This window comes from Streptomyces nitrosporeus, assembly GCF_008704555.1.
GTDB lineage: Bacteria > Actinomycetota > Actinomycetes > Streptomycetales > Streptomycetaceae > Streptomyces > Streptomyces nitrosporeus.
Genome location: NZ_CP023702.1, coordinates 93,806 through 116,194 on the forward strand (window position 1 = coordinate 93,806; position 22,389 = coordinate 116,194).

Genomic DNA, 22,389 nt, shown 5'->3' on the forward strand with positions numbered 1-22,389 from the left:
GCGTGGTGGTCACACTCATATGCTGCCCTCGTTCTTCGAATACGGGTGGAATTGGAAGTCGACGCCGACTCCGTGCTGGAGCGCTGCCTGGTATGCAGCCCAGGAAAGCGCGAGGTCCTGCCAGGGCAGTCCGACCGGGGTGTAGACGGTTACCTGCTCGGCACTGGTTCTCGCCGGGGCGGTTCCTTCGATGATCTGGCCCAGGGTCGCCGCGGCATCCTCACGCCGCAGGCCTGCGGTGCCCAGCGCGCCGGACGTCATGGCCAGGTCGAGGTCGTCCACGATGACTCGGGCATGCTGCAGTAATTGGGCGTCGAGTTCTGCCTTACCGGGTTCGTCCGCTCCCAACGAGGTGATGTGCGAGCCCGGACGGAGGTCAGGAAGGTGCAGCAGCGGGCGGCGGGACCAGGTCGCGGTGACGATACTGTCGCAGTCACGGGCGACTTCGCGTGCGCTGTCGACAAGTCGGCATTCGAGACCGGCCTGTTGCCACAATCCTGCCATCCGGTGAGCCCGTCCGCCGTCGACGTCGTGAACGACGACTCGCTTCACCGTGCGCAGCTGGGTCAGCCCGCGCAAAGTCATGTCGGCCTGGGCCCCGGCACCGATAATTCCCACAGTACGTGTTCCGTCCGAGCTGAGCAGGTCAGTGGCCAAAGCCGCCGAAAGCCCAGTCCGCCATGCGGTCACAAAAGTGGAATCCAATAGCGCGAGCAGCTTTCCGTTTGTCACGTCGTGGAGACAGATGACGCCTGAGATCGCAGGGGATGTATCGGGGAACTTCGCGTTCACCTTGACTGTGTAGGCGGGAATGTCCGTCAGCAGTCCCGGCAGCAGTACGGCGATACTCCCGGGAGACGACGGCAGGCTCTGGCGTACGCGTTGCGGGGACACCTGTGTGCCGAGGGCTGAGACAAAGCCTTGGCGCAGCGCCCGGAGAGCGGCCTGCGGTGTGAGCAGCTGCCGCAGTTCAGTGATGCCGAGGAGGACTGTCATGGTGCGCTCTTCCCGGTGACCTTTCTTGTCCAGAAGACGTGGCCGGCGACCGTGGCACCCAAGGCCGTGGAGACAAGACCGGCCAGCAGCAGTGCGGTGTTGACACCGACGAACCTGTTGAGTGTCACGGCCGAGACGGCGCTGCCGAGGAACGCTCCTCCGTAGGCGATGGACCGGCATGTCCCGGCAACACGTCCCAACAGCTCGACGGGGACCACGGTCTGGCGCATGGCACGCCAGTAAACGGTGTAGAGCACAGTGCCAGTGGCGAGGGCGACCTGCGCGCCTATGACGGCGCCCAGCGAGGTGAAGGCTCCCAGGCCGGCCACAGCCAGACCTTGCAAAGCCACGGACAGCCCCATGACCATGAGGTAGCCACGGGAGGGTGCCTTCCAGGAGAGCAGGAGGGCGACCGCCACCGACGTCACCCCGGATACCGCGAAAATGATCCCCACCGTGTCAGCTCCCAGGCTGAGATCATGCCGCATGCGGTAGATCACCATGGGTTCATACGCGCCGAACAGGAAGTTGACCACAGTGCTGGTGAGGACGCCTACGCGAACAGCGGCATTTCCGGTGGCAAGGTACCGCAGCCCGGTGGTCAAGTCCCGCCACTGGCTCACCAGGCCCCCGTGGGCGCGCTTCACGGGGGCTGCCGGAGAGGTGATGCGGTAGAGCAGCAGGTAGGCCACGACGAAGGAAACGCTGTTGAACAGCACAGCCTGTTCAGGGGCCAGCTGACTGACAGCGAATCCTGCCACCGCAGGACCCATTACCACGCAGGTCGTTCGAGACGCCTCGGTGGCGGCATTCGCGCGGGGCAGTGCGTGATGAGGAACGAAGTGGGGCAGAGAGCTGTCAAAGCTCGCCGCCGCCACTGGGGCTGTAACACCCAGCAGAGTGGCGGTTACGGCCAGTCCCCCGACGCTGACATGGGCGGCAGAGAACACCGCGTAGGCCAGCAGCAGCACCAGTGCCGAGCACAGATAACACAGCCGAAGCAGCTTGATACGGTCCTGGCGGTCTGCCAGCACGCCACCCCAGACACCCATGAAAACCTGCGGGAGCAGGGCACAGGCGTAGACGAGGCTCATGGCGGCGGCTGTCCCGCCCACCTGGTACACGATCAGCGGTACGGCGAGAACGTAGAACTCGTCCCCGGCGACGTTGACCGTGTAAGCAGTCCACAGGCGGGCGAAGCGGCGGCCTTCCGGAGTGGCGGCCGGTGGACGGGGCTTCGGAATCGGCTGGACCGTCACAGGCTGAAGTAGTCAACCTTCAAACGGGGGATGTAGTTCGACACGTCCGAGTAGTACAGGATGATGCCGTCGTTGTACTGGTCGAACGAGTGCTTGAGGTCGTGCAGGTTGTTGACCGCGCGGTGCGCCTGCTCCGCGGGTATGTACTTGCGCCCCTCCAGAGCTTCCTCGAGCAGGCCGGTGTGGTTCGCCTCGACGTCCGTCCTGACGTGGGAGACCAGGGGTTCGAGGCAGTCCTTCGGGTAGCCATAGGCCTCGGCCAGCCGCTGCAGGGTCTCGGCGCCTTCGATGGTCTCCGTACCGCGGGCCTCGAAAAGCTTCGTGCACGCCAGGTACCCGAGAGTGTCCTCGCGTGCGATCTCGCAGAGGTTGTTGGTCCACGACCAGGTGCCGATGATGGGGTGGGCATTCTCGACCTCTTCCTGGGACAGGCCCATGCGGATGAGGCTGTCCCGGGCCATCCAGGCATGATCGTATTCCTCGGCGAGGTACTCCGAGAGCAGCCTCTTCCACTGCGGGTCCGAGCAGTGGGAAATAGCCGTGGAGATGTGCCGGCTCGCCGAGTTTATGTAGTGATATGTTTCCAGGATGAACCCCAGGAACACCTCCTTACGGTATTCCTGGTTCTCCAGTCCTGACCACAGGCGATGATAGCCGATCTGCTCGGTCCACATGGCCGTGGATTTGTCGATCTGTTTCAGGAATGCGTCGACCGGGATGTTCTCGAGACCGGGATTCTCCTCGCGGAGCAGGCCCTGCTCTGCGAATGCGTTGACTATCCCGAGTACATCTTCTGGGGTGACATTCGTGATCTCCGAGATCTGCTGGACCGTGTGCCGCCCGTCCAGGTACCGCTTGAGATTCAGGAAGTCCTTGAGCTGTGCACCGTGCTGCTCCAGCTGGAAGTGCTGGTCGCCGACGATCATGAGCACATCATCCCCGCGACTGGGGACGAAGAAGGTGCAGTGCCTGAGACGCGGAAGGGATTCGAGGTCACGCTTGAGCATGCAGCAATCCTTTCGTTACGAAACGGAGGGGAGGCGCGTGATGCACCCCCCCTCCATTAATGATGGGCGTCAGCCACAGAGAACAGCGCCGGCAACCTTGCTCATCGCGGGCTTCTCGACCGGCTTGATGGTGATGGACATGAGGACCACCTCATTCTCTCTGCGATAGAGGACCGGGATTCCGGCCCTCTGGGAAGCTATTTGCAGCTGCGCGTTAAATCAATACCACAAAATGGAATTAGAGATTCCTGTGACTTGATATATCCGACCGAAGTAGCCGTTACGGCATGCTTGCGATGATTTATCCGCTCTCTGGCGAAAGATCACTCTCCTCGCCTTGGCGTAAAAACGGTGACGGCCTGCCCGCGGGGCGAGCTACTTGGCCCAGCCCGTCGCCGGCCAGGGCGACCCGTGCGCCCGCGCGGGCGAAGGCGAGGGCAGTGGCCCGGCCGATGCCGGAGGCGGCGCCGGTGACGAAGGCTGTCTTGCCGTGGAAGTCGTAGGTCACGCTCACTTCGCTTCTTCTTTCCGGCTGGTGTGCTGGTGTCAGGGTGCGGGCCGCACAGTTCAGTCGGTGGCCGGGGTGGTGGTGTATTCCTCGTCGGTGACGGGGTGCAGCCAGTGCGCGACGGCGTGGTCGTCGTCGCCTTCGTTGATGGCGAGGTGGACCATCAGCCGGTTCGGGGCGGCGCCGTGCCAGTGCTCCTCGCCGGCCTCGAACAGCACACGGTCGCCGGGGCGGATGGCCTCCACCGGTCCGCCGCGGCGCCGGCACAGGCCGACGCCTTCGGTGACGAAGACGGTCCGCCCGAGCGGGTGGCGGTGCCAGTGGGTACGGGCGCCGGGCATGAAGTGCACCAGCGAGGCCGTGGCCCGGGACGGAGCGGGCGCCGCGGCAACGGCGTCGGTGTACACATCGCCGGTGAACCAGTCGGCCGGGCCCTTGACGGTGTCGATCGGACTACGGGTGGTCTGCACGGTTGCTCCTTGTCCGGGAGAGGGGTCAGGGCTTGAGGAGGGCCTTGATGGCGCGGCGCTCGTCCATCGCCTTGTAGCCCTCGGCGACCTGCTCCAGGGGCAGGATGAGGTCGAAGACCTTGCCGGGGCTGATCCGGCCGGTCAGGACGCGGTCGATCAGGTCGGGCAGGTAGCGGCGGACGGGGGCGGGTCCGCCGCGCAGGCCGGCGTGGGAGAAGAACAGCTCCTGCCCGTCGATCGCGACCTCGTGCGGAACGCCGACGAAGCCGACGTTCCCGCCGGGCCGGGCGGAGTGCAGGGCCTGCCGCATCGCCTCGCCCGTACCGACGCACTCCAGCACGCTGTCCGCCCCGATCCCGCCGGTCAGCTCCTTGATCCGGGCCACGCCCTCCTCGCCGCGCTCGGTGACGATGTCGGTGGCGCCGAACTCCTGGGCGAGCCGCTGCCGGGAGGCGTGCCGGGACATGGCGATGATGCGCTCCGCGCCCCTCTCCTTCGCCGCGATGACCGCGCACAGGCCCACCGCGCCGTCGCCGACGACCACTGCGGTGGAACCGGGCCCCACCTCGGCGGCGTCGGCAGCCCACCAGCCGGTGCCCATCACGTCCGACACTGCCAGCAGGCCGGGCCACGTCTCCTCGTCAGGCACCTCGTCGGTGGCGACCAGGGTGCCCTGTGCGTCGGGGATGCGGACGTACTCGGCTTGGCAGGCCGACATGAACTCGCGGTGCAGGCAATTCGACGGGAACCCGTTGCGGCAGTTCGCGCAGGTGTTGTCCGAGGTCGCGAAGGAGCCGACGACGAACTGGCCCGGCTTCACCGAGGTGACCTCGGAGCCGACCTCCTCCACGAAGCCGACGTACTCGTGGCCCATCGGGTGCGGGTCTCCGATCGGCTCCGCGCCGCGGTACGGCCACAGGTCCGAGCCGCACACACAGGTCACGGCCGTGCGGATGACGGCGTCGGTGGACTTGAGGATCTTGGGGTCGTCCAGCGTCTCGAAACGGACGTCGCCGGGGGCGTGGATCACTGCGCCGCGCATCAGCGGGGTTCCTTCACGTGCCGAGGCGTGCAGCCACCAGATGTCCGGGACCGCCGCCGTGTACAGGGCCTGGGTGCGCGCGCCCTTCGTGCTGCGGGGGCGGGGAGCACCACGTCATCCAGGTAACCCGCTCCCGGAGCCCGTAGCGAGGCACCGTCAAGGGGTGTACTGGCAGTACATCCCTGTGGTCGTGCGCGGGACGTACCGTCGAAGGCGTGGACAACCAGGCAGAGGTCCGCGAGTTCCTCACCTCGCGGCGCGCGAAGATCACTCCCGAGCAGGCGGGCCTGCCCGCCGGCAGCCGCCGGCGCGTGCCGGGCCTGCGCCGCAGCGAGGTCGCGGCGCTGGCCGATGTGAGCGTGGAGTACTACGCCAAACTGGAGCGCGGCAGCCTCGCCGGCGTCTCGCCGGCCGTGCTGGAGGCCGTCGCCCGGGCCTTGCAGCTCGACGACGCCGAACGCGCCCACCTGCTCCACCTGGCCCAGGCCGCCGACGGTTCCGACGTCCTCACCCGGCCCCGCCGCCGCGCCGCCCGGCGGTGGAAACCGCATCCGAGCCTGCAGTGGACCCTGGACGCCGTCACCGAGGGCCCGGCGTTCGTCCGCAACGGCCGCATGGACCTCCTGGCCGTCAACCGGCTCGCCCGCGCCTTCTACGCCGACGTGTACGCCGACCTCCACAACCAGGAGAACCTCGCCCGCTTCACCTTCCTCAGCCCCGACGCGCGCCGCTTCTATCCCGACTGGGACCAGGCCGCCGACATCACCGTCGCCATCCTGCGCACCGAAGCAGGCCGCAACCCCCACGACAAGGACCTCCACGACCTTGTCGGCGAACTCTCCACTCGCAGCGACGCCTTCCGCACCCGCTGGGGCGCCCACGACGTCCGTCACCACGGCACCGGCTTCAAGCGCTACCACCACGCGGCGGTCGGCGAACTCACCCTCGCCTACGAAGGCCTGGAAATGGCCGCCGAACCCGGCCTCACCCTCACCATCTACACCGCCGAACCCGCCTCCTCCTCCGAAGAGGGTCTGCGCCTGCTCGCTTCCTGGGCCGCCACGCCCCGTGCCCCCACACCCGAACCACACGCCGGTGACTGAGAATCCCCCACCGCAGGAAGCCGGATTCATCACCGCCTTCCTGCCGTCAGACGACGGCACCCCTGCAGATGGAGAACGCGCAGATCAGCGCACCCGTCCACGGGGCTTCAGCGCCACGTCGGGCAGCGCCGGCGCCGGGATCGGCGGGCCGTCGTAGCCTCGTACGGTGCCGAACCGATCACTGTTCATCCAGTCCTCGCGGGCCTGCGCGATGTCGTCCTGGGTCCTGCCCACGAAGTTCCACCACATGACGATCTCCTCCTCGAACGGCTCGCCGCCCAGGAGCATCAGTTCCGCGTCCGACTCGGCCCGCAGGGGAAGTCCGGTTCGCCCGCAGCCGAGGTAGAGCATCGAACCGGGCAGCACCGGTACTCCGTCGACCTCGGCCTCCCCCGACATCGACAGCACCGCGTACTCGAAGTCGGGGTCGAGGGGCAGCCGGGTCACGGTCCCGCGGGTGAGGGCCAGATCGGCGCCGACGATCGGGGTGTAGGCGGTACCGGGTGACCTGGCTCCGTCGAGTTCCCCCAGGATGACGGTGGCGGTGAGGCCGGGGGCCGTGACAGTGGGCAGATCGGCGTGGTGCTGGAAGTGCGGTTCCACGTTCCGGTGCGCGTCGGGGAGGGCGACCCAGAGCTGGGCCCCGTGCAGGAACCTGGCGTGCGGCTTCGGGCTCTCCTCGGAGTGGCTGATGGCCCGGCCCGACGTCATCAGCCCCAGTTCACGGGGCCGGATCGTCTTCAGGCTGCCGAGGCTGTCGCGGTGCAGGACCTCGCCGTCGTGCAGCCAGCTGACCGTCTGGAGCCCCATGTGAGGGTGCGGTGGGACCTGCATCCCGGGCTCGTCGGCGATGTCGTCGGGGCCGTAGTGATCGACGAAGGCCCAGGCTCCGACCATCCGCCGCCCCAGGTTGGGCAGCAGCCGGCGGACCTCGGTGGACTCACCCAGCTGGACATGGCGCGGGGAGAGGAGTTCCCGCACCGGCTCGGCTACGACGAAGCCACGCCCTCCGCAGACGGTGGGCGTGGCCTGGCGATCGAGATTGCTCATGGTGCCCAACCTATTCCCGTACGGGCGTGGAGGACCGGCCCCCCACGCCGAACACTTAGTGGAATATTAAACTACCCCATGCTGTTGGCACGCTCGTCAGGCACTTCGGCCGAGGAGGACAAGTGGAAGAGAGCTACTACGAGTTCGGTACGCCCGCCGAGCGCTGGGACCGGGCGCGGATGTTCTTCGAGGCGAAGGAGTACATGACGGCCGCGCGGATCCTGCGCGGACTGGTCGAGGAGGCGCCCGGCCAGGTCGCGCCGCGGCTGCTGCTGGCGAGGGCCTACTACCACTCGGCGCGTCTGGCCAAGGCCGAACAGGAACTGCGTGAGGTGCTGGAGCGCGACCCGGTCGAGGACTACGCGCGGCTGATGCTCGGGCGCACCCTGGAGCGCCAGGGCCGGCACGCCGAGGCGGCGACCCACCTGCGCCTGGCGGCGGCCCTCACCGGGGACCTCGGCCCCGGACAGCCCGCTCCGTGAACCGGCGGACGCCTGCGTGGTGAACCGGTGGGAACCGGCGTGGTGAACCGGTGGACGCCGGCCCGTGCACGACAGGCGGGCCGGCGTCCGGTCTTTCCGGCCGGTCCGCCCTCACACGGGCGGCAGTACGACCGCGGTCAGGACGAAGCCCTTCTCCGCCAGCCACTCTCCCTCGAACACCTGCGGCATTCCCGGGGCCGTGCGCAGCAGCCGCGCCGTGAAGGTGCCCCGGCACTCCGCCGTGGCGCGGCGGTGGAAGCTGATGTCGGCCTCCAGGAAGTCGAGTTCGATACGGGTGAGCGGGAACCACGCCTTGAAGACGCTCTCCTTGGCGCTGAAGAGCAGTCTGTCCCAGTGCGGTGACGGGCCGTTCGCGCCGGGGGCGGGCCGCCTCCGCTCGGAGGGCAGCGAGACGGATTCCCAGATATCGGGCGGCAACGCTTCGTCGGGTTCCGCGTCGATCCCGACGGACCGTACGTCGGTGGCCCTGGCCAGGACCGCCGCGCGGTAGCCGTCGCAGTGGGTCATGCTGCCGACTGTCCCCTCGGGCCACAGAGGCATGCCCCGGTGCCCGCGCAGGACCGGCGCCGGGGGCAGTCCGAGCGTGGCCATGGCCTGTCTGGCGCACCCGCGTACGGCGGCGAACTCGTGCCGTCGCCGGTCCACGGCGCGCTCGACGAGCGCCTCCTCCTCCGGGTACAGCAGTCCCTCCGCGTCGCCCGTGTCATGGGTCTCCGCCCACGCCACGCAGGCGGGCAGCAGCTGTTCGATCACGGGGCGCCGTCCGTCCCGCCGGGCGCCTCGGCGCCGTCGTACGGAAGGATCTGCCGCACCAGCCCGCGGGGATGGCCCCGCTTCCGCCACTCCTTGGGGTAGCCGATCGAGACCTCCTCGAAGCGCACGCCGTCGTACCAGGTGGTACGGGGGATGTGGAGGTGGCCGTAGACGACGGCGGCGACGGGGAACCGGCGGTGCCAGTCGGCGGTGAGCTCGGTACCGCACCACTGGGCGAACTCCGGGTACCACATGACCGAGGTGGGCTCGCGTACCAGAGGCCAGTGACCGGCGATCACGAGCGGGACGCCGGGATCGTGGGCGGCCAGCCGCCGTTCGGTCAGCGCGACCCGTGCCCGGCACCAGTCGTCCCGGGACGGGTAGGGGTCGGGGTGGAGCAGGTACTCATCGGTGCAGACGACACCGGCCTCGTGCGCGCGGGCCAGCGACTCCTCCTTGGTGGAGGTGCCGGGCGCCCTGAAGGTGTAGTCGTACAGCAGGAACACCGGCGCGACGGCGACCGGGCCGCCCTCTCCCCGCCACGTGGGGTACGGGTCCTCGGGGGTCGACACCCCGAGTTCCCGGCAGACCTCCACGAGGTGTTCGTAGCGGGCCTGTCCCCGCAGTTGCACGGGGTCCTTGTCCACGGTCCACAGTTCGTGGTTCCCGGGCGTCCACACCACGTGGGCGAAGCGCCCGGCCAGCGCCTCCAGGGCCCGCTCCACCTCTTCGGCCTGCTCCGCGACGTCACCGGCGACGATGAGCCAGTCCTCGTCGGAGGTCGGGTGGATCCGGTCGGCGACCGGGCGGTTGTCGGCGATTCCGACGTGCAGGTCGCTGACGGCGAGCAGACGGCCCTTTCCCGCGGTGGTGTGCGGGGCGGGCGGGTTCGACGGGCGCATTCCATGAATCTACGGCAATTGGCCGTGCCGGGCACGGTGTTGATGTTTCTGCGGCCGTGGTGCCGTGCCCCTGCTGCGGGTCTTCGCGCGGACCGCGGGAGGGCGACGGCCCGGTCCTCGCCCGCGCCTACGGGTGAGGCCCGGCGGCGGACGCGCGGGATGCTCCGCGCTGCCGGGTGCGGGAGTAGTGGCGCCTGGCGCGGTCCCGGTTGCCGCAGTCCTGCGAGCTGCACCAGCGCCGGGTTCCGCTCCGGGAGCGGTCGAGGAAGAACCAGCCGCATCCGGGGCCCTCGCAGCGCCGGACCCGGCACAGGCCGTCCCCGCTCAGCAGGTCCTCCGTCCGCAGCACCAGCGCGTGGCGCAGATCGTCGAGACGGTCCGTGCCGGGCTGCCACCGCAGAGGGAAAGCGGGGGGCAGTACGGCGTCCTCGCGGGCCAGCACCATGTTCCGGCGCAGTGCCTCCCACTCTGCGGCAGGGGGCTCCTGGTCGTCGACCAGGGCATCCAGGACCGGCCAGAGGACGGCGCGCAGGTCGATGAGCGCCGCGGTCGCCGTATCCGAGGGCGTGGAGTCCGCCGTCTCCGCCCGGAGCAGCGCCTCGGCGCGGCCGGCGGTGAGCAGTCCGGCGGCCACGGCCCAGCGCGCCCACGCCCCGGCGCCTCGGACACGGTCGACGGTACGGACGGGGTCCAGGCGCCAGGCGACGGTGTTGGCGAAGTCGAGCACCGGATGTCCGCCCACCAACGACACACCGGAGTCATGGGGGCTCGCCTCCACGCCTGGAGCGCGGGGAACAGCTTGCTTGCTCATCACACCTCCATCGTACTTACTTTTCTAACACCCATAATCGCCTATGGCCGTTATGATGAGGCGATGGACAGTTCCCGGTCAGCGAAGGCAGTCGCCTCACCGCGTGCGAGCTTCCTCTCCGGACTCAGAACCGGTTCCGGGCTCGCGGCGGCCTCCTTCCTCCTCGCCGTCAGCTTCGGTGCGATCAGCGCCTCCCAGGGCTGGGGGTGCCTCGCGCCCGTGATCTGCTCGATGGCCGTGTTCTCGGGGTCCGCCCAGTTCGCCCTGGTGGCCACGCTGGGCTCCGGCGGCGGTCCGGCCGGGGCCGTGATGTCCGCAGCACTGGTCAACAGCCGCTTCGTCCCCATGGGCATCGCCGTCGCCGGCGATCTGCGCGGCGGCCGGTTCCGCCGCGCGCTCGAAGGCCAGGCGGTGGTGGACGGCTCCTGGGCCGCCGCCCACCTCGGGGGCGGACGGTTCGACCGGTACCTGCTCTTCGGCGCCACCGCGATCCAGTGGCCCGCCTGGGTAGCGGGCACCGCCCTCGGCGTGGTGGTGTCCCCCGACCCCGGTCTCCTGCACCGGCTCGGACTGGACGTCCTCACACCCGCGCTCTTCCTCGCGCTCCTCTTCGACGAAGTCCGCCGGGAGCGGATCAACCGCCTGCCTGCCCTGCTCGGCGCGGCGATCGCCGCCGGACTCATCATCTTCCTGCCCGCGGGACCCGCCCTGGTGGGCGCGGCACTCGCGGCTCTCGTCGCCCTGCTCAGGACGCCCGCCCGGCACCGGCAAGCCGGCGAAACGGGCGAGACGGCGGTGGCCGGAACCACGGAAACCGCAGGGCCGGCCGAAAAGCCTGAAAGGGTCCTGCGCTCCGCCCACTCCGACGAAGAGGCCGCATCATGACGCTCTGGCTCACCATCGCCGCCGTCGCCGCCCTCAGCTTCGCCTGCAAGGCCTTCGGCCCCGCCCTCTTCGGCGGGCGAACCCTGCCCCCGCGAGCACAGTCGGTGATCGCCCTCTCCACCCCCGCCCTGCTCGCCGGATTCATCGTCGTAGCCGTGCTGGGCCCCGGCTGGACCGCCTTGGACCCCACGATGATCGCCGGACTCGTGGTGGTTCCGCTGCTCCTCTGGCGCCGGGCCCCGCTCCCCGTGGCCCTGGTGGCCGCGGTCGCCGTGACGGCGGCTCTGCGCATATGGGTGTAGGGACGTGTGCGGTCGCCGACCGGCCGGCCCGTTCCCCTCACCGGTGAGCCGGGGAGCATCAGGTACCAGAAGTCCTGGATGACGCGCACCGAGCAGTCCCACGTGGAGGGCGCGGTGGAGGCGGGCAAGGGCCGTGCGGGCATCCGGGGTTCTCGGTGAGGGCTGGGAAAGGGGAGCCCGGCTGGGCTGAAACCATCGGCCCGCACAACCGTTGCCTGCCGTGAAGCAGGAAAACGTCCGCTTATGCGTCCAGGATGTCGTCGTTGGCCTCGAAGGTGTGTACTTCGGCGGGGAGTTCGGGGAAGTACTCGGTTTCCGCCCGCCCGGTGAGAACGGCCAGGAGGAAGGGGGCGCACTGGGTGTCGTGGTGCTCCCACAGCGGTCCACGGCCTTCGTTGAACATCACCGTCCATTCGTCGGGCTTCTGTCCGGGCTCGGCGAGCCAGTACAGGTAGGCGCCGCTGTCCTCGTCGTAGGCCCAGGGGATCACCCGGGCACCGGTGTCCCGGATCTGTTGCGGGACGGGTTCGGTCTCCCAGAGGTCGGCGAGGACCCCGGCACGCTCCGTGGTGGCGCTGAGGAGGTTGTAGTCCTCGTCGGGGCATGCGGGGTCGAGGATCCAGACGGTCTCGTCGAAGAGGCCGCCTCCGTACGCTTCGATGAGCTGCTGGTAGTCGGTGGGTACGGGTGTGCCGAGTTCCTGCTCGACTGCTTGCCAGTCGCGTGGGTGGCGGGGCCGGGGCGAGGGGACCAGTTCGACGAGGCGCTCTACCGCTGGGTGCATGTCCGGACTTCTTCCGCTGTTGGCCTAAGGGCTGTCCCGCAAATGCTGGCTGGGTTGCGCTCTGGTGAGGGTCGGGATACCCGCGAGCCTCTGACACGGCCGATGTGGCAGCCTGCTGACATGCCATGGGAGCTGCGAGAACATGCAGGCCGCCACTACGCCGTCCTGTTCCACTACGCGTTGCCTGACGATGCCTGGGCCGTGGAGCTGAGCGAGGCTGTGCCTGCGCCGGCCACGGGTGCCGAGAACCCCAACGCCGCGGTGACCCACTTGCCCGGCGCTGCCTTCTTGGTAGCGCTTGTCCCAGACGAGGACCCGAATCTGCACCCGACCGTTCGCGTCTACAGCCCTGACGAGCGTGTTGTCCCCTACGAGGTCATGCGCTGGTTCATGGAGCAGGTGGCCGACCAGGTAGAACGCTGCCGCATCGCGTTCGAGCAGGGGGAACCTGAAGCAGCGGAATGATCACGCAGTGACTGGTGTGATCACGGCGTCGGAGCCGTCCTAATCCGGTGGTAGCGATAGCCCTCTGGGACGTACGGCAGGGCCGATCGAGCCGTAGAAGTTGGCCGCGATGGCGGTCACGTGAGCGTCGGGCTGGCGCCTTGAGTCGTCAGGGGACTTGATCCCTATATCCAGAGCGGCGTTGCCCGACGCTTTCGTGACCACCACCGTCGTCAACACGGTTCCCTTGATCACTCGTTGGTGTTTGTGGTGCGAGCCCGCCGCAAGGTGACCCCTCGTGATGCCCGAGCCGGTTCAGCTCCAACGCAGACCGGGGCCCGTGCGGTGAGCTGGTGCCACGAACAGCTGCTGAGGTGGCGGACCGGCCCTGTGTCGAGTCCTTGGATTAGGTCGCTGCGTGGTACCGCATGAGCTCGTGACCAGTACAGACACCTGAATCGCGGGGAAGGGAAAGATCTTGATCTATTGCGGCATCGACTGGGCGGAACGTACGCACGACGTTGCCCTGGTTGACGACAGCGGCCAGTTACTGGCCAAGCGACACATCACCGATGACGCTGCTGGTTACAAGGTTCTCCTGGATCTGCTTGCTGATCACGGCGACACAGAGGAATCCCCGATCCCGGTTGCACTCGAGACATCCCGAGGCTTGCTGGTCGCGGTGCTGCGGACCGGCAAGCGGCAAGTCTTCGCGATCAACCCGATGGCCGCTGCTCGATACCGCGACCGTCATTCGGTCTCGCGCAAGAAGTCCGACCCGGGCGATGCCCTGGTCCTGGCCAACGTGCTGCGGACCGACATGCACGCCCACCGCCCTCTTCCCCAGGACAGCGACCTGGCCCGTGCTGTCGCCGTCCTCGCGCGTGCTCAGCAGGACGCTACGTGGAACCGGCAGCAGATCGCCAACCAGCTTCGATCCCTGTTGCGCGAGTACTACCCGGCGGCTCTCGCAGCCGTCGAATCCTGGAAAAATGGACTCTGCCGGCCCGAGGCGCACGAGTTGTTGAAGGCGGCCCCGACACCGGCCAAGGCGGCTCTGCTTACCCGCACACAATTGCAGGCCGCACTCAAGCGGGCCGGTCGCCAGCGCGGCATCGCAGCCGACGCCGAACGGCTACGCGAGGTCTTCCGGGCCGACTGGGCCCGACAGTCGGACCTGGTAAAGGAGGCACTTGGCAAGCAGATGCTTGCTCTCCTGATTCAGCTGGAGGCCGCCTGCACCGCCGCCGACAGCCTCGCCGAGGCGGTTGAAGAGGCATTTCCTCAGCATCCAGACGCTGAAATCATTCTCAGCTTCCCCGGCCTGGGCACCCAGCTCGGCGCCCGCGTGCTCGCCGAGATCGGCGACGACCGACAACGATTCGCCGACGCCCGCAGCTTGAAAGCATACGCCGGCGCCTCACCCATCACACGAGCCTCCGGCAAGAAGTCCAGCATCACCCGACGCTGGGTGAAGAACAACCGCCTCAACCACGCTGGCTACCTCTGGGCCTTCTCCGCGATTACCGCCTCACCCGGCGCCAAAGCCCACTACCGGCGCCGACGCGACCAACACGCGGATTGGCACGCCGCCGCCCAGCGCAACCTCTTCAACCGCATGATCGGCCAGCTCTACCATTGTTTCCAGCAGCGTCATCCATATGACGAGGCACTGGCCTTCCCAGCACCGGCCACCGAGGTCACCGCAGCGGCCGCATAGCGCAGTGCGTCTACTGGCCTGGGGGCGTCACCCAGGGAGCGAAACGCTGATCGGGGCCTGCATCCTCGCGCCAGTAGCGCAGGACCAATTCCTGGACGATGTCGAGGCGCTCTGCGGCGATGAGACACGAGACCGGCTCCTGCCCGCCGGCGTCGGCTTCGAAGGCGACCACGACGGGCGGCTTCTCTCCGAGCTGACGAGTGACTTTCAGGAGCTCGGCGGGCGACGGGGATCGGAAGACCGGATCGTGGAAGCCGGTCGGACAGCTGACGAAGACCGGATCGCCGAAGACCAGTTCCAGGCCGTGGTGGTAGGTCAGGTCGTGGTCGGCGGCGAGCCTGAGCTGTCCGCCGTCCCAAGCGACGACGTCCCAGTCCCACCAGGACCCTTCGGGAAGCTGGATCGCAGTGTGCGTTCCTTCGGCATCCACCGTCGGCCTCCTCATCCCGTTCGAACAGATCGACAGGCTACACAGCCGCTGCAGGCGTGCGGCTTGACGAGCTAGGACCCTGAGGTGTCTGGATAGCCCCGTTCACCGGGCTCAGCCCGCGGCAGTTCGGGAAGCTGGTGACGGTGCTGCGGCGCGAGGGGGCGGACGCGGTCCGCAGGGGCCGGCCGTGGAGTCTTCCGCTGGAGGACCGGGCCCTGCTGGTCGCGGCCTACTGGCGAACGAACCTCACGATGCGGCAGCTCGCCCCACTGTTCGGGGTGTCCAAGTCGGCGGCCGACCGGATCATCGACCACCTCGGGCCGATGCTCGCCCTCCAGCCCCGCAAACGATTCGCGAAGGACACCGTGCTCATCGTCGACGGAACCATGGTGCCCACTCGCGACCACACGATCACCGAGCAATCGAAGAACTACCGTTACTCCACGGCTCATCAGGTGGTCATCGACGCCGACACCCGCCTGGTCGTCGTGGTCGGCCGGCCCGTGCCGGGCAACTTTCATGACTCCCGTGGGTGAAAGGAATCCGGCGTCAAGGCCGCTGTCGGCAAGACGATGACCATCGCCGACGGCGGCTACCAGGGCACCGGGCTGGTCATCCCGTACCGCCGCCGCAAAGGCGAAGAACTCCCAGCCTGGAAGGAAGAACACAACCGATCGCACAAGCAGGTCAGGACTCGCGTCGAGCACATCTTCGCCCGCATGAAGGGCTGGAAGATCCTGCGCGACTGCCGCCTCAAAGGTGACGGCGTCCACCACGCCATCCTCGGCATCGCCCGACTGCACAACCTCGCCCTCGCCGGATAGGCAAGTGGGCCGCACGGCGGCCCACCGTGCCCGAGGCAACCAGAAGATCATTTGCGGGACAGCCCTTAGGCCGTTTCGGTTGGATCAAGGTGGCATGAGTGATCGCTGGCGTCCTTGGATGGCACTCTGAGGAGATGCGCTCTTGGAACACCTCCGCCCAGAAGGACCTGCGGCGGTTGCTCAATGAGTGGGACCCGATCGGTGTCGCTGACGACGTGCAGGACGAGTACGACTGCCTGATCGGCCCCTTGTTCCGCAAGCTCCATGGTGGCGCCGACCGGGCGGAGATCGGTGAGTTCCTGCGGCATGAGCTGGAGGATCATTTCGGACTCCCTTCGAGTCGGCCACCCGAAGCGTTCGCCACTCGCGTGATCGCCTGGTGGACAGCTCCTGATGCAATCGACGGAGTGGACCGTCGGTAGCCGCTCCCTTCGGGGTGCCTGTGCGTTGGTCTGTGAGTGCCGTTGACTGATGCGCAGTGGGCGCGGATTGAGCCGTTGCTCCCGGACCGGACGCCGAAACGGGGTGGCCGGTGGCAGGACCACCGTGAGGTGATCGACGCGATCGCCTTCAAGTTCCAGACCGGAACCCAGTGGGTCCACCTGCCGATGAAGTACGGAAATTGGCGGGGCGTCTACAACCGGCTGCGGATGTGGGCCGTTGACGGCACTTGGGAGCGGGTGTTCACCGAGTTGATGGCCCAGGCCGATGCCGACGAGGATCTCAACTGGGCGGTCTCGGTCGACTCCACGATCGTGCGGGCTCACCAGCATGCGGCGGGGGCCCGCAAAAGGGGGCTCCCGAAGGTGAACCCGATGATCACGCCATAGGCCGGTCCCGCGGTGGCCTGACCACGAAGATCCACCTTGCGGCCGACGACCGCTGCCGGCCGCTGGCCTTCTATCTCACCGCCGGGCAGGCCGGGGATGCTCCCGCCTTCACACACGTGATGAGCCGCCTGCGTATTCCGCGACCGCGAGGACGCCCTCGCACCAGGCCGGACGTGGTCTTGGCTGACAGGGCCTATTCCTCTCGCGCGATTCGCGAACACCTGCGCAAGCGCGGCATCCGAGCCGTAATCCCCGTCCCCGCGGACCAGCGCGGTCATCGACTACGTCGCGGGAGCCGGGGCGGCAGGCCACCGTCTTTCGACCGCGAGACCTACAAGCAGCGGAACACCGTCGAGCGGTGCATCAACCGCCTCAAGCAGTGGCGAGGAATCGCCACCCGCTACGAGAAGACCGCCACCATTTACCTGGCCGGACTGCACATCGCAGGGATCTTCCTCTGGTCAGCCAGATGATCCAAACGAAGCGGCCTAGACCCGTTTGCGGACGTTCAGGATAGTGACGAGGTTGGTGGTGCTGCCGCCTTCGTAGGGGGTGAAGCTGAAGCCCTTGTTGCCTGATTTGCGCGCGTATCCGAGTCCGGCGCTCGGTCTTGTGGCCGTAGACCGTCTTCTTCAGCTGGTGCCGGACGGAGGCGGCCAGGATGACCAGGCAGGCGGTGGCGGCGGGCGAGGAGGGCAACGGCCGATCTCAGGAGGGGCGTTCAGGAGGTCACTGAGGTTTTCGTGTTGCCGTCGGGTGGTGACGGCTCGTGATCCTCGCGGTATGCCGGTGGGGCGAGGTATCCGGAGGGTGGGAGCCTGACCGCTGAGCGTCAGGCGTTTCGTGAGGAGATCCGGCTTCAGGCCGGACAGAACTCGCCGGCCAGAGAGAAATCAGGCGTTCTTTCATACAAGGCACACTCAGCTCCGTGCGTTGCACAGGTGACCTGCGACAGCGAATCCTGGGCGGCGGTTGCCGTTCCGATCCTGCGGGGTCTCGGTCGAACGGAAATCCCCGATCGGGCGGCTTGGACCGATGCTGTGCATGAGAGCAGGGCACCGCGCCATCCGAAGGTGCGCGGACCGTGCCGCGCGCCCGCCGCGTCGGCTGTGAAAATCCGCGTGCGGTCGCACGGGGCGCAGTGGTAGACATCCGGCGTGCAAAACGCTCTGGAATTCCCTGACTTGCTGCGGCTCATCGACGAACGGGCGACGGCCTTCCGGGCCGCGATCGCCGCCGCTCCCAGCCTGGACGCGCAGGTGCCGAGCTGTCCGGAATGGACGCTGTTCGACCTGGCGCGGCATTTGGGCTCGGGCCGCCCGTTCTGGGCCGCTGTCGTCGAGGCGGGTCCGGGCGACGCCCCGCCGGCCGAGGCCGTGGCGGCGCGCGCCGGGGCGCAGGCGCCCCGGGAGCGGGGGGCGTTGGTGGCCTGGCTCGCCGCGTCGACGCAGGAGCTGCTGGACAGCCTGCGGGAGGCCGGCCCGGACGCCGAGTGCTGGACGTGGTGGGGCGCCTCGCAGTCGCCGCGGACCAGCGGTGCCGTCGCCCGGCACCAGCTCCAGGAGATCGCGATGCACACCTATGACGCCCAGCTCACCGTGGGCGCCGCGCAGCCGCTGCCGGCGGAGGTGGCGCTGGACGGCGTCGAGGAATTCCTGTTCACCTGCTGCGCGTGGTCGGGCGTCTGGCCGCACGAGCCGGCCGTCGTCGACTACCACGCCACCGAGGGCCGCTCTTGGCGCTTCACGGTCGAGGCGGACGGCGCCCGCGCCGTCCGCCTCCCGGCTGCCGGCGGGAGTGGGGCCCCGGCCGACGCCTCCGCCCAGGGCACGGCCGGTGAACTGGTCCTGTGGTTCTACGGACGCACCCCGCTGGACTCGGTGAAGACCGACGGCGACCGGGTCATCTTCGAGCGGCTCTTCGCCTGGGACCCGAACGCGTAAGGCGTGGTCGACCGCGTAAGGCGTGGTCGACGACGCGGCGCCCGGTCGCGTCGTCGGCTCATCTCCACCACTCCCGCAGCTGCCGGCGGCAGCCTTCGCCTCGGCCGGGCTCGATGGCCTGCTCGTCGGTGGTGCAGCAGGCGCCCGGGGCGCCTCCGCGCTCTTGCCGAGGGTGCCGGCGTCGGCCTTGACGACGTACACCTCCCAGGTGGTCGGTGAGTTCGCCGGCCCCGTGGAACGCAGGCCCTCCATGCAGCCCTCGCGCCAGGCACGACGCCAGCGTTCCACCGACCGCACGCTCACTGGCAGCTTCTTCGCGATCACCGTGGTCTTCTCACCCGCCGCGAACCGCTGCCCGGCCTGAAGCCGGATCTCCTCACGAAGCGCCCGGCGCTCTGCGAAGCGGACGGGCCACAAGTATCCGCAGCGGGGCGCATTCGCTGCGGAGGATGCCCGGGGCAAGACATGCGCGTACCCCGGATCCGGCGGCGGGGCGGTGCGTGCCGGATCCGGGGCGGACCTTGGGTGTCGCGAGTGGGTTACTTGACGGCTCCGGCGGTCATGCCGCGGGTGAGGGAGCGCTGGAAGATGAGGAAGAAGACGACCATGGGGACGATGCCGAGGAGGGCTGCGGCGCTCATGGCGGTGGGGTCGCTGGTGTACTGGCCCTGCATGACGGACAGGCCGAGGGGCACGGTCTGGTTGTCGTTGGAGATGAGGAGGACGAGGGGGTAGAGGAACTCGTTCCAGCTCCAGACGAAGAAGAAGACGCACATGACCGAGAGGGTGGGCCAGCTCATGGGCAGGACGATGCGCCACAGGATGGTCCAGCGGCCGGCTCCGTCCATGGCGGCGGCTTCGATGAGTTCGCGGGGGAAGCCGGCGAAGACGGAGGAGAGCAGGTAGGTGCCGAAGGCGCTGTAGGTGATGCCGACGAGGATGGTGTAGCCGAGTTTCCCGTCGTAGAGGCCCATCTCCTTGAAGAGGTAGTAGATGGGGTAGACGAGGCCCTCTTGCGGCAGGACGTTGACGCCGAGGAAGAAGATGAGGAAGGGGGTGCGCCAGCGGACGCGGCCGATGCCGATGGCGTAGGCGTTGAAGAGGGCGAGCAGGACGGCGATGAGGACGACGCCGAGGCTGATCTGGATGCTGTTGAAGAGTTTCTGGGAGAAGCCGACGCGGTCCCAGACTTCGGCGATGATGCTCCAGTTCCACTCGGCGGGCAGGGAGAGCGACCCGTTGGTGCGGAAGTCCGCGCTCGTCTTGAACGAGTTGAGCAGGATGACGATGAAGGGTGCGAGGAACGCGAGGACGAATACGGCGACGGCGGCCAGGACGGCGTAGGAGCCGGGGGTGCGGCGGCTGCCGGCGGCTTTGGCCTTGCCCGCTCCGGCCTTGCCCGCTGTGGTCTTGACCGGCTTGCGCCGGTGGCCGGGGGGTGCCGTGGAAGTGGTGTGCGTGGTCATGGTCATCCGTCCTCGCGGGCCTGGCGGGTGAGCATCGTTCCGGCGATGATCAGCACGAGCAGGGTGATCGTGCTGGAGATCGCGGAGCCGTATCCGACGTCGGCGCGCTCGAAGAAGTTCTGGTAGGCGAAGTACGCGGGGACGAGGGTCGAGTTGCCGGGACCGCCGCCGGTGAGGACGAAGATCTGGGCGAAGACCTTCAGGCCGGCGATGGTGGTGGTGACGAGTACGACGTAGACCTCGGGCCGCAGGATGGGCACGGTGATGCGGGTGAAGCGCTGCCACCAGGTGGCGCCGTCGAGGGAGGCGGCTTCGTACAGTTCGGGGTCGATGCGCTGGAGCCCGGAGAGGAACAGCACCAGGGGGTAGCCGAGCTGCATCCAGACGAGGACGGCGAGGACCATCCACAGGGCGAGGCCGGGGTCCCCGAGCCAGTTCTGGGCCAGGGAGTCCAGGCCGATGGTTTCGAGGACGCTGTTGACGGCGCCTTCGGGGGCGAGGATCCAGCCCCACATCAGGCCGGTGACGGCGACGGGGATGACCTGGGGCAGGTAGAGGCCGGAGCGGAAGAGGCTGACGAATCCGTCTCCGTGCTTCTTGCCGATGTAGTCGAACAGCAGGGCGGCGAGGAACAGCCCGAGCAGGGTGGGGACGACGGCGATGCCGACGATGACGAAGGCGATGTTGCGGAACGAGGCCCAGAAGTCGGCGTCGCTGAAGAGGCGGGTGTAGTTGTCGAAGCCGATCCAGGTGGGCTCTCCGACGCCCTGCCACTGGGTGAGGCTGTAGTAGAAGGTCATCACCAGCGGGACGACGAGGAAGAGCAGGCTCAGCAGCAGACCGGGGGCGAGGAAGGCGCCGTACCCCGTGGGCCGCGGGTGACGTGTGGTTTTCACTGTTGCTCCAAGAGGGGCGGGACGGCGGCCCGGTGCGGGCGGGCCGCCGTCCCCGGGAAGAAGGGGCTGACGCGCGGGCGGGCGGGTCGGCCTCAGCGCCGCGAGGCGGTGTACTTCTCGTAGGGGGCCTTGAGCTCGTCGAGGACGGCGTGGGGCTTGCCGCCGTTCATGAGGTTCTGGGTGGCGCCCGTCCAGGTGTCGTAGTAGCCGGGGGCCGGCCAGTCCGGGTAGAAGGCGAGCCCGTTGCCGTCCTGGTAGGTGTTGAACGCGGTGATGAGCTCGCGGGACTTGGGGTTCTCGATGGAGTCCGGCTTCGCGGCGAGCGGGACGTTGCCCTCTTCGCCGAGGATCTTCTGGATCCTGTCCGACATGGTGATGTCGATGAAGTCCTCGGCGAGCTTCTTGTTCTTCGCCTTGGTGGGGATGACCCAGTGGTTGCCGCCGGAGCCGAGGGTCTTCTTGCTGCCGGGGTAGGGGGCGGTGGACCAGGAGAAGTCGGTGATGTCGGTGGTCAGGCCGCCGAACCACCAGTTGCCGCCGACCATGATCGGCCGCTTCTGGGAGACGAACTGCTCGGTCATGTCGCTGCCCTTGAGGCCGACGTCCTTCTTCTCGAAGTAGCCCTTGTCGAGCCAGTCCTTGTAGGTCTCGACCGCGTAGGTCCACTCCGGGCCGTGGAAGTCGACCTTGCCCTTGTAGAGCTGGTAGTTGTCGACCCAGGCGTCATCGGCCTTGGCCAGGGCCAGGAGGTAGAGCCAGTGGCCGGCGGGGTGGTCGTTGCCGGCGTTGGCGAGCGGGGTGATTCCGGCGGCCTTGAAGTCGGCCAGGGCCGCCTCGAAGCTCTGGAGGTCGGTGGGCTTGGCGATGTTGTGCTTCTTGAAGAGGTCGTCGTTGTAGTACGCCAGAACGAACTCGCCGTAGTTGGGTACGCCGTACCACTTGTCGCCGCCCATTTCGCCGTTGGCGTCGTAGCGGGCGGTCACCGAGGCGCTCTCGCTGATCTTCTTGTCCCAGCCGCGTTCCTTCGCGGTGGCGGTCAGATCGGTGAGCAGCCCTTGCTTGGCCAGCAGGCCGGTGGTGGCGTTGCCCTTGTTGTACTCCATGACGTCGGGCGCCTTGTCGGAGTTGAGGATCATGCCCGCGTTCTGCTGGATCTGCTCGAACGTCTTGCGTTCGAAGACGACCTTCACGTCGGGGTGGGTCTTCTTGAACTCGGCTATGGCCGCGTCCCAGGCGTTGCTGAGGGCGCCGTCCTCCTGCTCGTAGTGCCACAGGCGCAGGGTTTTGCCGTCACCCTCTGCGGTGTCGGAGCCGCCGCCGCACGCGGCGAGGGGTGCGACGAGTGCCAGGGCGGACATCGCGAGCAGGGCCCGGCGTGTGGTGTGGCGTGTGGCACGGAAGCGCATGGTCGTCATGAGGATTCCTTGGGTATGCGCGGATCGGGGCGGTGCGGGGGGAGAC

General features: G+C 68.1%; 24 protein-coding genes and 2 pseudogenes. 10 read left to right on the top strand and 16 right to left on the bottom strand.

Annotated features, from left to right (window positions below):
- Nucleotides 1-15: 15 nt before the first annotated feature.
- From CP967_RS00405 to CP967_RS00430, 6 genes are all read right to left on the bottom strand, one after another.
- Nucleotides 16-996, bottom strand: coding sequence for an ornithine cyclodeaminase family protein (locus CP967_RS00405; protein WP_150485985.1), 981 nt, complete (start codon nt 994-996; stop codon nt 16-18).
- Nucleotides 993-2,255 carry an MFS transporter gene (locus CP967_RS00410; protein ID WP_150485986.1) on the bottom strand — a complete coding sequence of 421 codons (1,263 nt, stop codon included), beginning with the start codon at nt 2,253-2,255 and terminating at the stop codon, nt 993-995. Before CP967_RS00410 ends, CP967_RS00405 begins: the two co-directional genes overlap by 4 nt.
- On the bottom strand, nt 2,252-3,262 hold the full coding sequence (locus tag CP967_RS00415) for an iron-containing redox enzyme family protein (protein WP_150485987.1): 1,011 nt from the start codon (nt 3,260-3,262) through the stop codon (nt 2,252-2,254). The genes CP967_RS00410 and CP967_RS00415 overlap by 4 nt, the downstream gene beginning before the upstream one ends.
- 301 nt (nt 3,263-3,563) lie before the next feature.
- Entirely contained in the window at nt 3,564-3,770 is a 207-nt protein-coding gene (locus CP967_RS35045; RefSeq protein WP_280116534.1) for an SDR family NAD(P)-dependent oxidoreductase, read from the bottom strand.
- Nucleotides 3,771-3,829: 59 nt separating this feature from the next.
- Nucleotides 3,830-4,240, bottom strand: a complete 411-nt coding sequence (locus CP967_RS00425) for a (R)-mandelonitrile lyase (protein ID WP_150485988.1) — start codon at nt 4,238-4,240, stop codon at nt 3,830-3,832.
- Nucleotides 4,241-4,265: 25 nt separating this feature from the next.
- Nucleotides 4,266-5,282: a zinc-dependent alcohol dehydrogenase family protein gene (locus CP967_RS00430; RefSeq protein WP_150485989.1), complete on the bottom strand. Its 1,017-nt coding sequence runs from the start codon at nt 5,280-5,282 to the stop codon at nt 4,266-4,268.
- 215 nt (nt 5,283-5,497) lie between these two features.
- Here CP967_RS00430 and CP967_RS00435 point away from each other — a divergent pair, with 215 nt between their 5' ends.
- Nucleotides 5,498-6,385 carry a helix-turn-helix transcriptional regulator gene (locus CP967_RS00435; protein WP_150485990.1) on the top strand — a complete coding sequence of 296 codons (888 nt, stop codon included), beginning with the start codon at nt 5,498-5,500 and terminating at the stop codon, nt 6,383-6,385.
- An 84-nt stretch (nt 6,386-6,469) separates the two neighbouring features.
- On the opposite strand, the gene CP967_RS00440 is transcribed toward CP967_RS00435, so the two are convergent.
- Complete coding sequence (locus tag CP967_RS00440; protein WP_150485991.1) at nt 6,470-7,435, bottom strand: pirin family protein; 966 nt, start codon at nt 7,433-7,435, stop codon at nt 6,470-6,472.
- 122 nt (nt 7,436-7,557) lie between these two features.
- Between CP967_RS00440 and CP967_RS00445 the strand changes: the two genes are divergently transcribed.
- Entirely contained in the window at nt 7,558-7,917 is a 360-nt protein-coding gene (locus tag CP967_RS00445) for a tetratricopeptide repeat protein (RefSeq protein WP_150485992.1), read from the top strand.
- A gap of 111 nt (nt 7,918-8,028) precedes the next feature.
- On the opposite strand, the gene CP967_RS00450 is transcribed toward CP967_RS00445, so the two are convergent.
- From CP967_RS00450 to CP967_RS34410, 3 genes are all read right to left on the bottom strand, one after another.
- Nucleotides 8,029-8,691 carry a 4'-phosphopantetheinyl transferase family protein gene (locus CP967_RS00450; RefSeq protein WP_150485993.1) on the bottom strand — a complete coding sequence of 221 codons (663 nt, stop codon included), beginning with the start codon at nt 8,689-8,691 and terminating at the stop codon, nt 8,029-8,031.
- Complete coding sequence (locus CP967_RS00455; protein ID WP_150485994.1) at nt 8,688-9,593, bottom strand: metallophosphoesterase family protein; 906 nt, start codon at nt 9,591-9,593, stop codon at nt 8,688-8,690. Before CP967_RS00455 ends, CP967_RS00450 begins: the two co-directional genes overlap by 4 nt.
- Before the next feature lie 127 nt (nt 9,594-9,720).
- Complete coding sequence (locus CP967_RS34410; protein WP_150485995.1) at nt 9,721-10,404, bottom strand: CGNR zinc finger domain-containing protein; 684 nt, start codon at nt 10,402-10,404, stop codon at nt 9,721-9,723.
- A 63-nt stretch (nt 10,405-10,467) separates the two neighbouring features.
- On the opposite strand from CP967_RS34410, the gene CP967_RS00465 reads away from it, so the two are divergent.
- Together CP967_RS00465 and CP967_RS00470 are read left to right on the top strand one after the other, a co-directional pair.
- Complete coding sequence (locus CP967_RS00465; protein ID WP_150485996.1) at nt 10,468-11,289, top strand: AzlC family ABC transporter permease; 822 nt, start codon at nt 10,468-10,470, stop codon at nt 11,287-11,289.
- The gene (locus tag CP967_RS00470) at nt 11,286-11,591 is read left to right on the top strand and encodes an AzlD domain-containing protein (protein WP_150485997.1); all 306 of its coding nucleotides are present in this window, start codon (nt 11,286-11,288) and stop codon (nt 11,589-11,591) included. Before CP967_RS00465 ends, CP967_RS00470 begins: the two co-directional genes overlap by 4 nt.
- A gap of 241 nt (nt 11,592-11,832) precedes the next feature.
- Here the strand turns inward: CP967_RS00470 and CP967_RS00475 are convergent, their stop codons facing one another.
- A complete protein-coding gene (locus tag CP967_RS00475) occupies nt 11,833-12,375 on the bottom strand; it encodes an SMI1/KNR4 family protein (protein WP_150485998.1) in 543 nt (180 codons plus the stop codon).
- Nucleotides 12,376-12,495: 120 nt separating this feature from the next.
- On the opposite strand from CP967_RS00475, the gene CP967_RS00480 reads away from it, so the two are divergent.
- Both CP967_RS00480 and CP967_RS00485 read left to right on the top strand, forming a co-directional pair.
- Complete coding sequence (locus tag CP967_RS00480) at nt 12,496-12,840, top strand: hypothetical protein (protein WP_150485999.1); 345 nt, start codon at nt 12,496-12,498, stop codon at nt 12,838-12,840.
- 457 nt (nt 12,841-13,297) lie between these two features.
- Nucleotides 13,298-14,539 (top strand): IS110 family RNA-guided transposase, encoded by a 1,242-nt coding sequence (locus tag CP967_RS00485; RefSeq protein ID WP_150486000.1) that lies wholly within the window; start codon nt 13,298-13,300, stop codon nt 14,537-14,539.
- Nucleotides 14,540-14,549: 10 nt separating this feature from the next.
- On the opposite strand, the gene CP967_RS00490 is transcribed toward CP967_RS00485, so the two are convergent.
- Nucleotides 14,550-14,969, bottom strand: a complete 420-nt coding sequence (locus tag CP967_RS00490; protein ID WP_150486001.1) for a hypothetical protein — start codon at nt 14,967-14,969, stop codon at nt 14,550-14,552.
- A gap of 92 nt (nt 14,970-15,061) precedes the next feature.
- Here CP967_RS00490 and CP967_RS00495 point away from each other — a divergent pair.
- From CP967_RS00495 to CP967_RS00510, 4 genes and pseudogenes are all read left to right on the top strand, one after another.
- Nucleotides 15,062-15,793, top strand: a pseudogene (locus tag CP967_RS00495) (transposase).
- A 98-nt stretch (nt 15,794-15,891) separates the two neighbouring features.
- Nucleotides 15,892-16,215: a hypothetical protein gene (locus CP967_RS00500; RefSeq protein WP_308436166.1), complete on the top strand. Its 324-nt coding sequence runs from the start codon at nt 15,892-15,894 to the stop codon at nt 16,213-16,215.
- Between the two features lie 36 nt (nt 16,216-16,251).
- A protein-coding gene (locus CP967_RS00505) for an IS5 family transposase (RefSeq protein ID WP_373300388.1) occupies nt 16,252-17,096 on the top strand; the annotation gives its coding sequence in 2 pieces (ribosomal slippage) (nt 16,252-16,594 and nt 16,594-17,096; 846 coding nt in all).
- 684 nt (nt 17,097-17,780) lie between these two features.
- Nucleotides 17,781-18,566 carry a maleylpyruvate isomerase family mycothiol-dependent enzyme gene (locus tag CP967_RS00510; RefSeq protein ID WP_150486002.1) on the top strand — a complete coding sequence of 262 codons (786 nt, stop codon included), beginning with the start codon at nt 17,781-17,783 and terminating at the stop codon, nt 18,564-18,566.
- Nucleotides 18,567-18,716: 150 nt separating this feature from the next.
- Here CP967_RS00510 and CP967_RS35335 read toward each other — a convergent pair.
- From CP967_RS35335 to CP967_RS00530, 4 genes and pseudogenes are all read right to left on the bottom strand, one after another.
- Nucleotides 18,717-18,983 (bottom strand): annotated as a pseudogene (locus tag CP967_RS35335) (helix-turn-helix domain-containing protein); the annotation flags it as partial.
- A 122-nt stretch (nt 18,984-19,105) separates the two neighbouring features.
- The gene (locus tag CP967_RS00520; protein WP_150486003.1) at nt 19,106-20,032 is read right to left on the bottom strand and encodes a carbohydrate ABC transporter permease; all 927 of its coding nucleotides are present in this window, start codon (nt 20,030-20,032) and stop codon (nt 19,106-19,108) included.
- Between the two features lie 2 nt (nt 20,033-20,034).
- Nucleotides 20,035-20,928 (bottom strand): carbohydrate ABC transporter permease, encoded by an 894-nt coding sequence (locus tag CP967_RS00525; RefSeq protein WP_208838854.1) that lies wholly within the window; start codon nt 20,926-20,928, stop codon nt 20,035-20,037.
- Nucleotides 20,929-21,020: 92 nt separating this feature from the next.
- On the bottom strand, nt 21,021-22,343 hold the full coding sequence (locus tag CP967_RS00530) for an ABC transporter substrate-binding protein (RefSeq protein ID WP_229888423.1): 1,323 nt from the start codon (nt 22,341-22,343) through the stop codon (nt 21,021-21,023).
- Nucleotides 22,344-22,389: the final 46 nt, after the last annotated feature.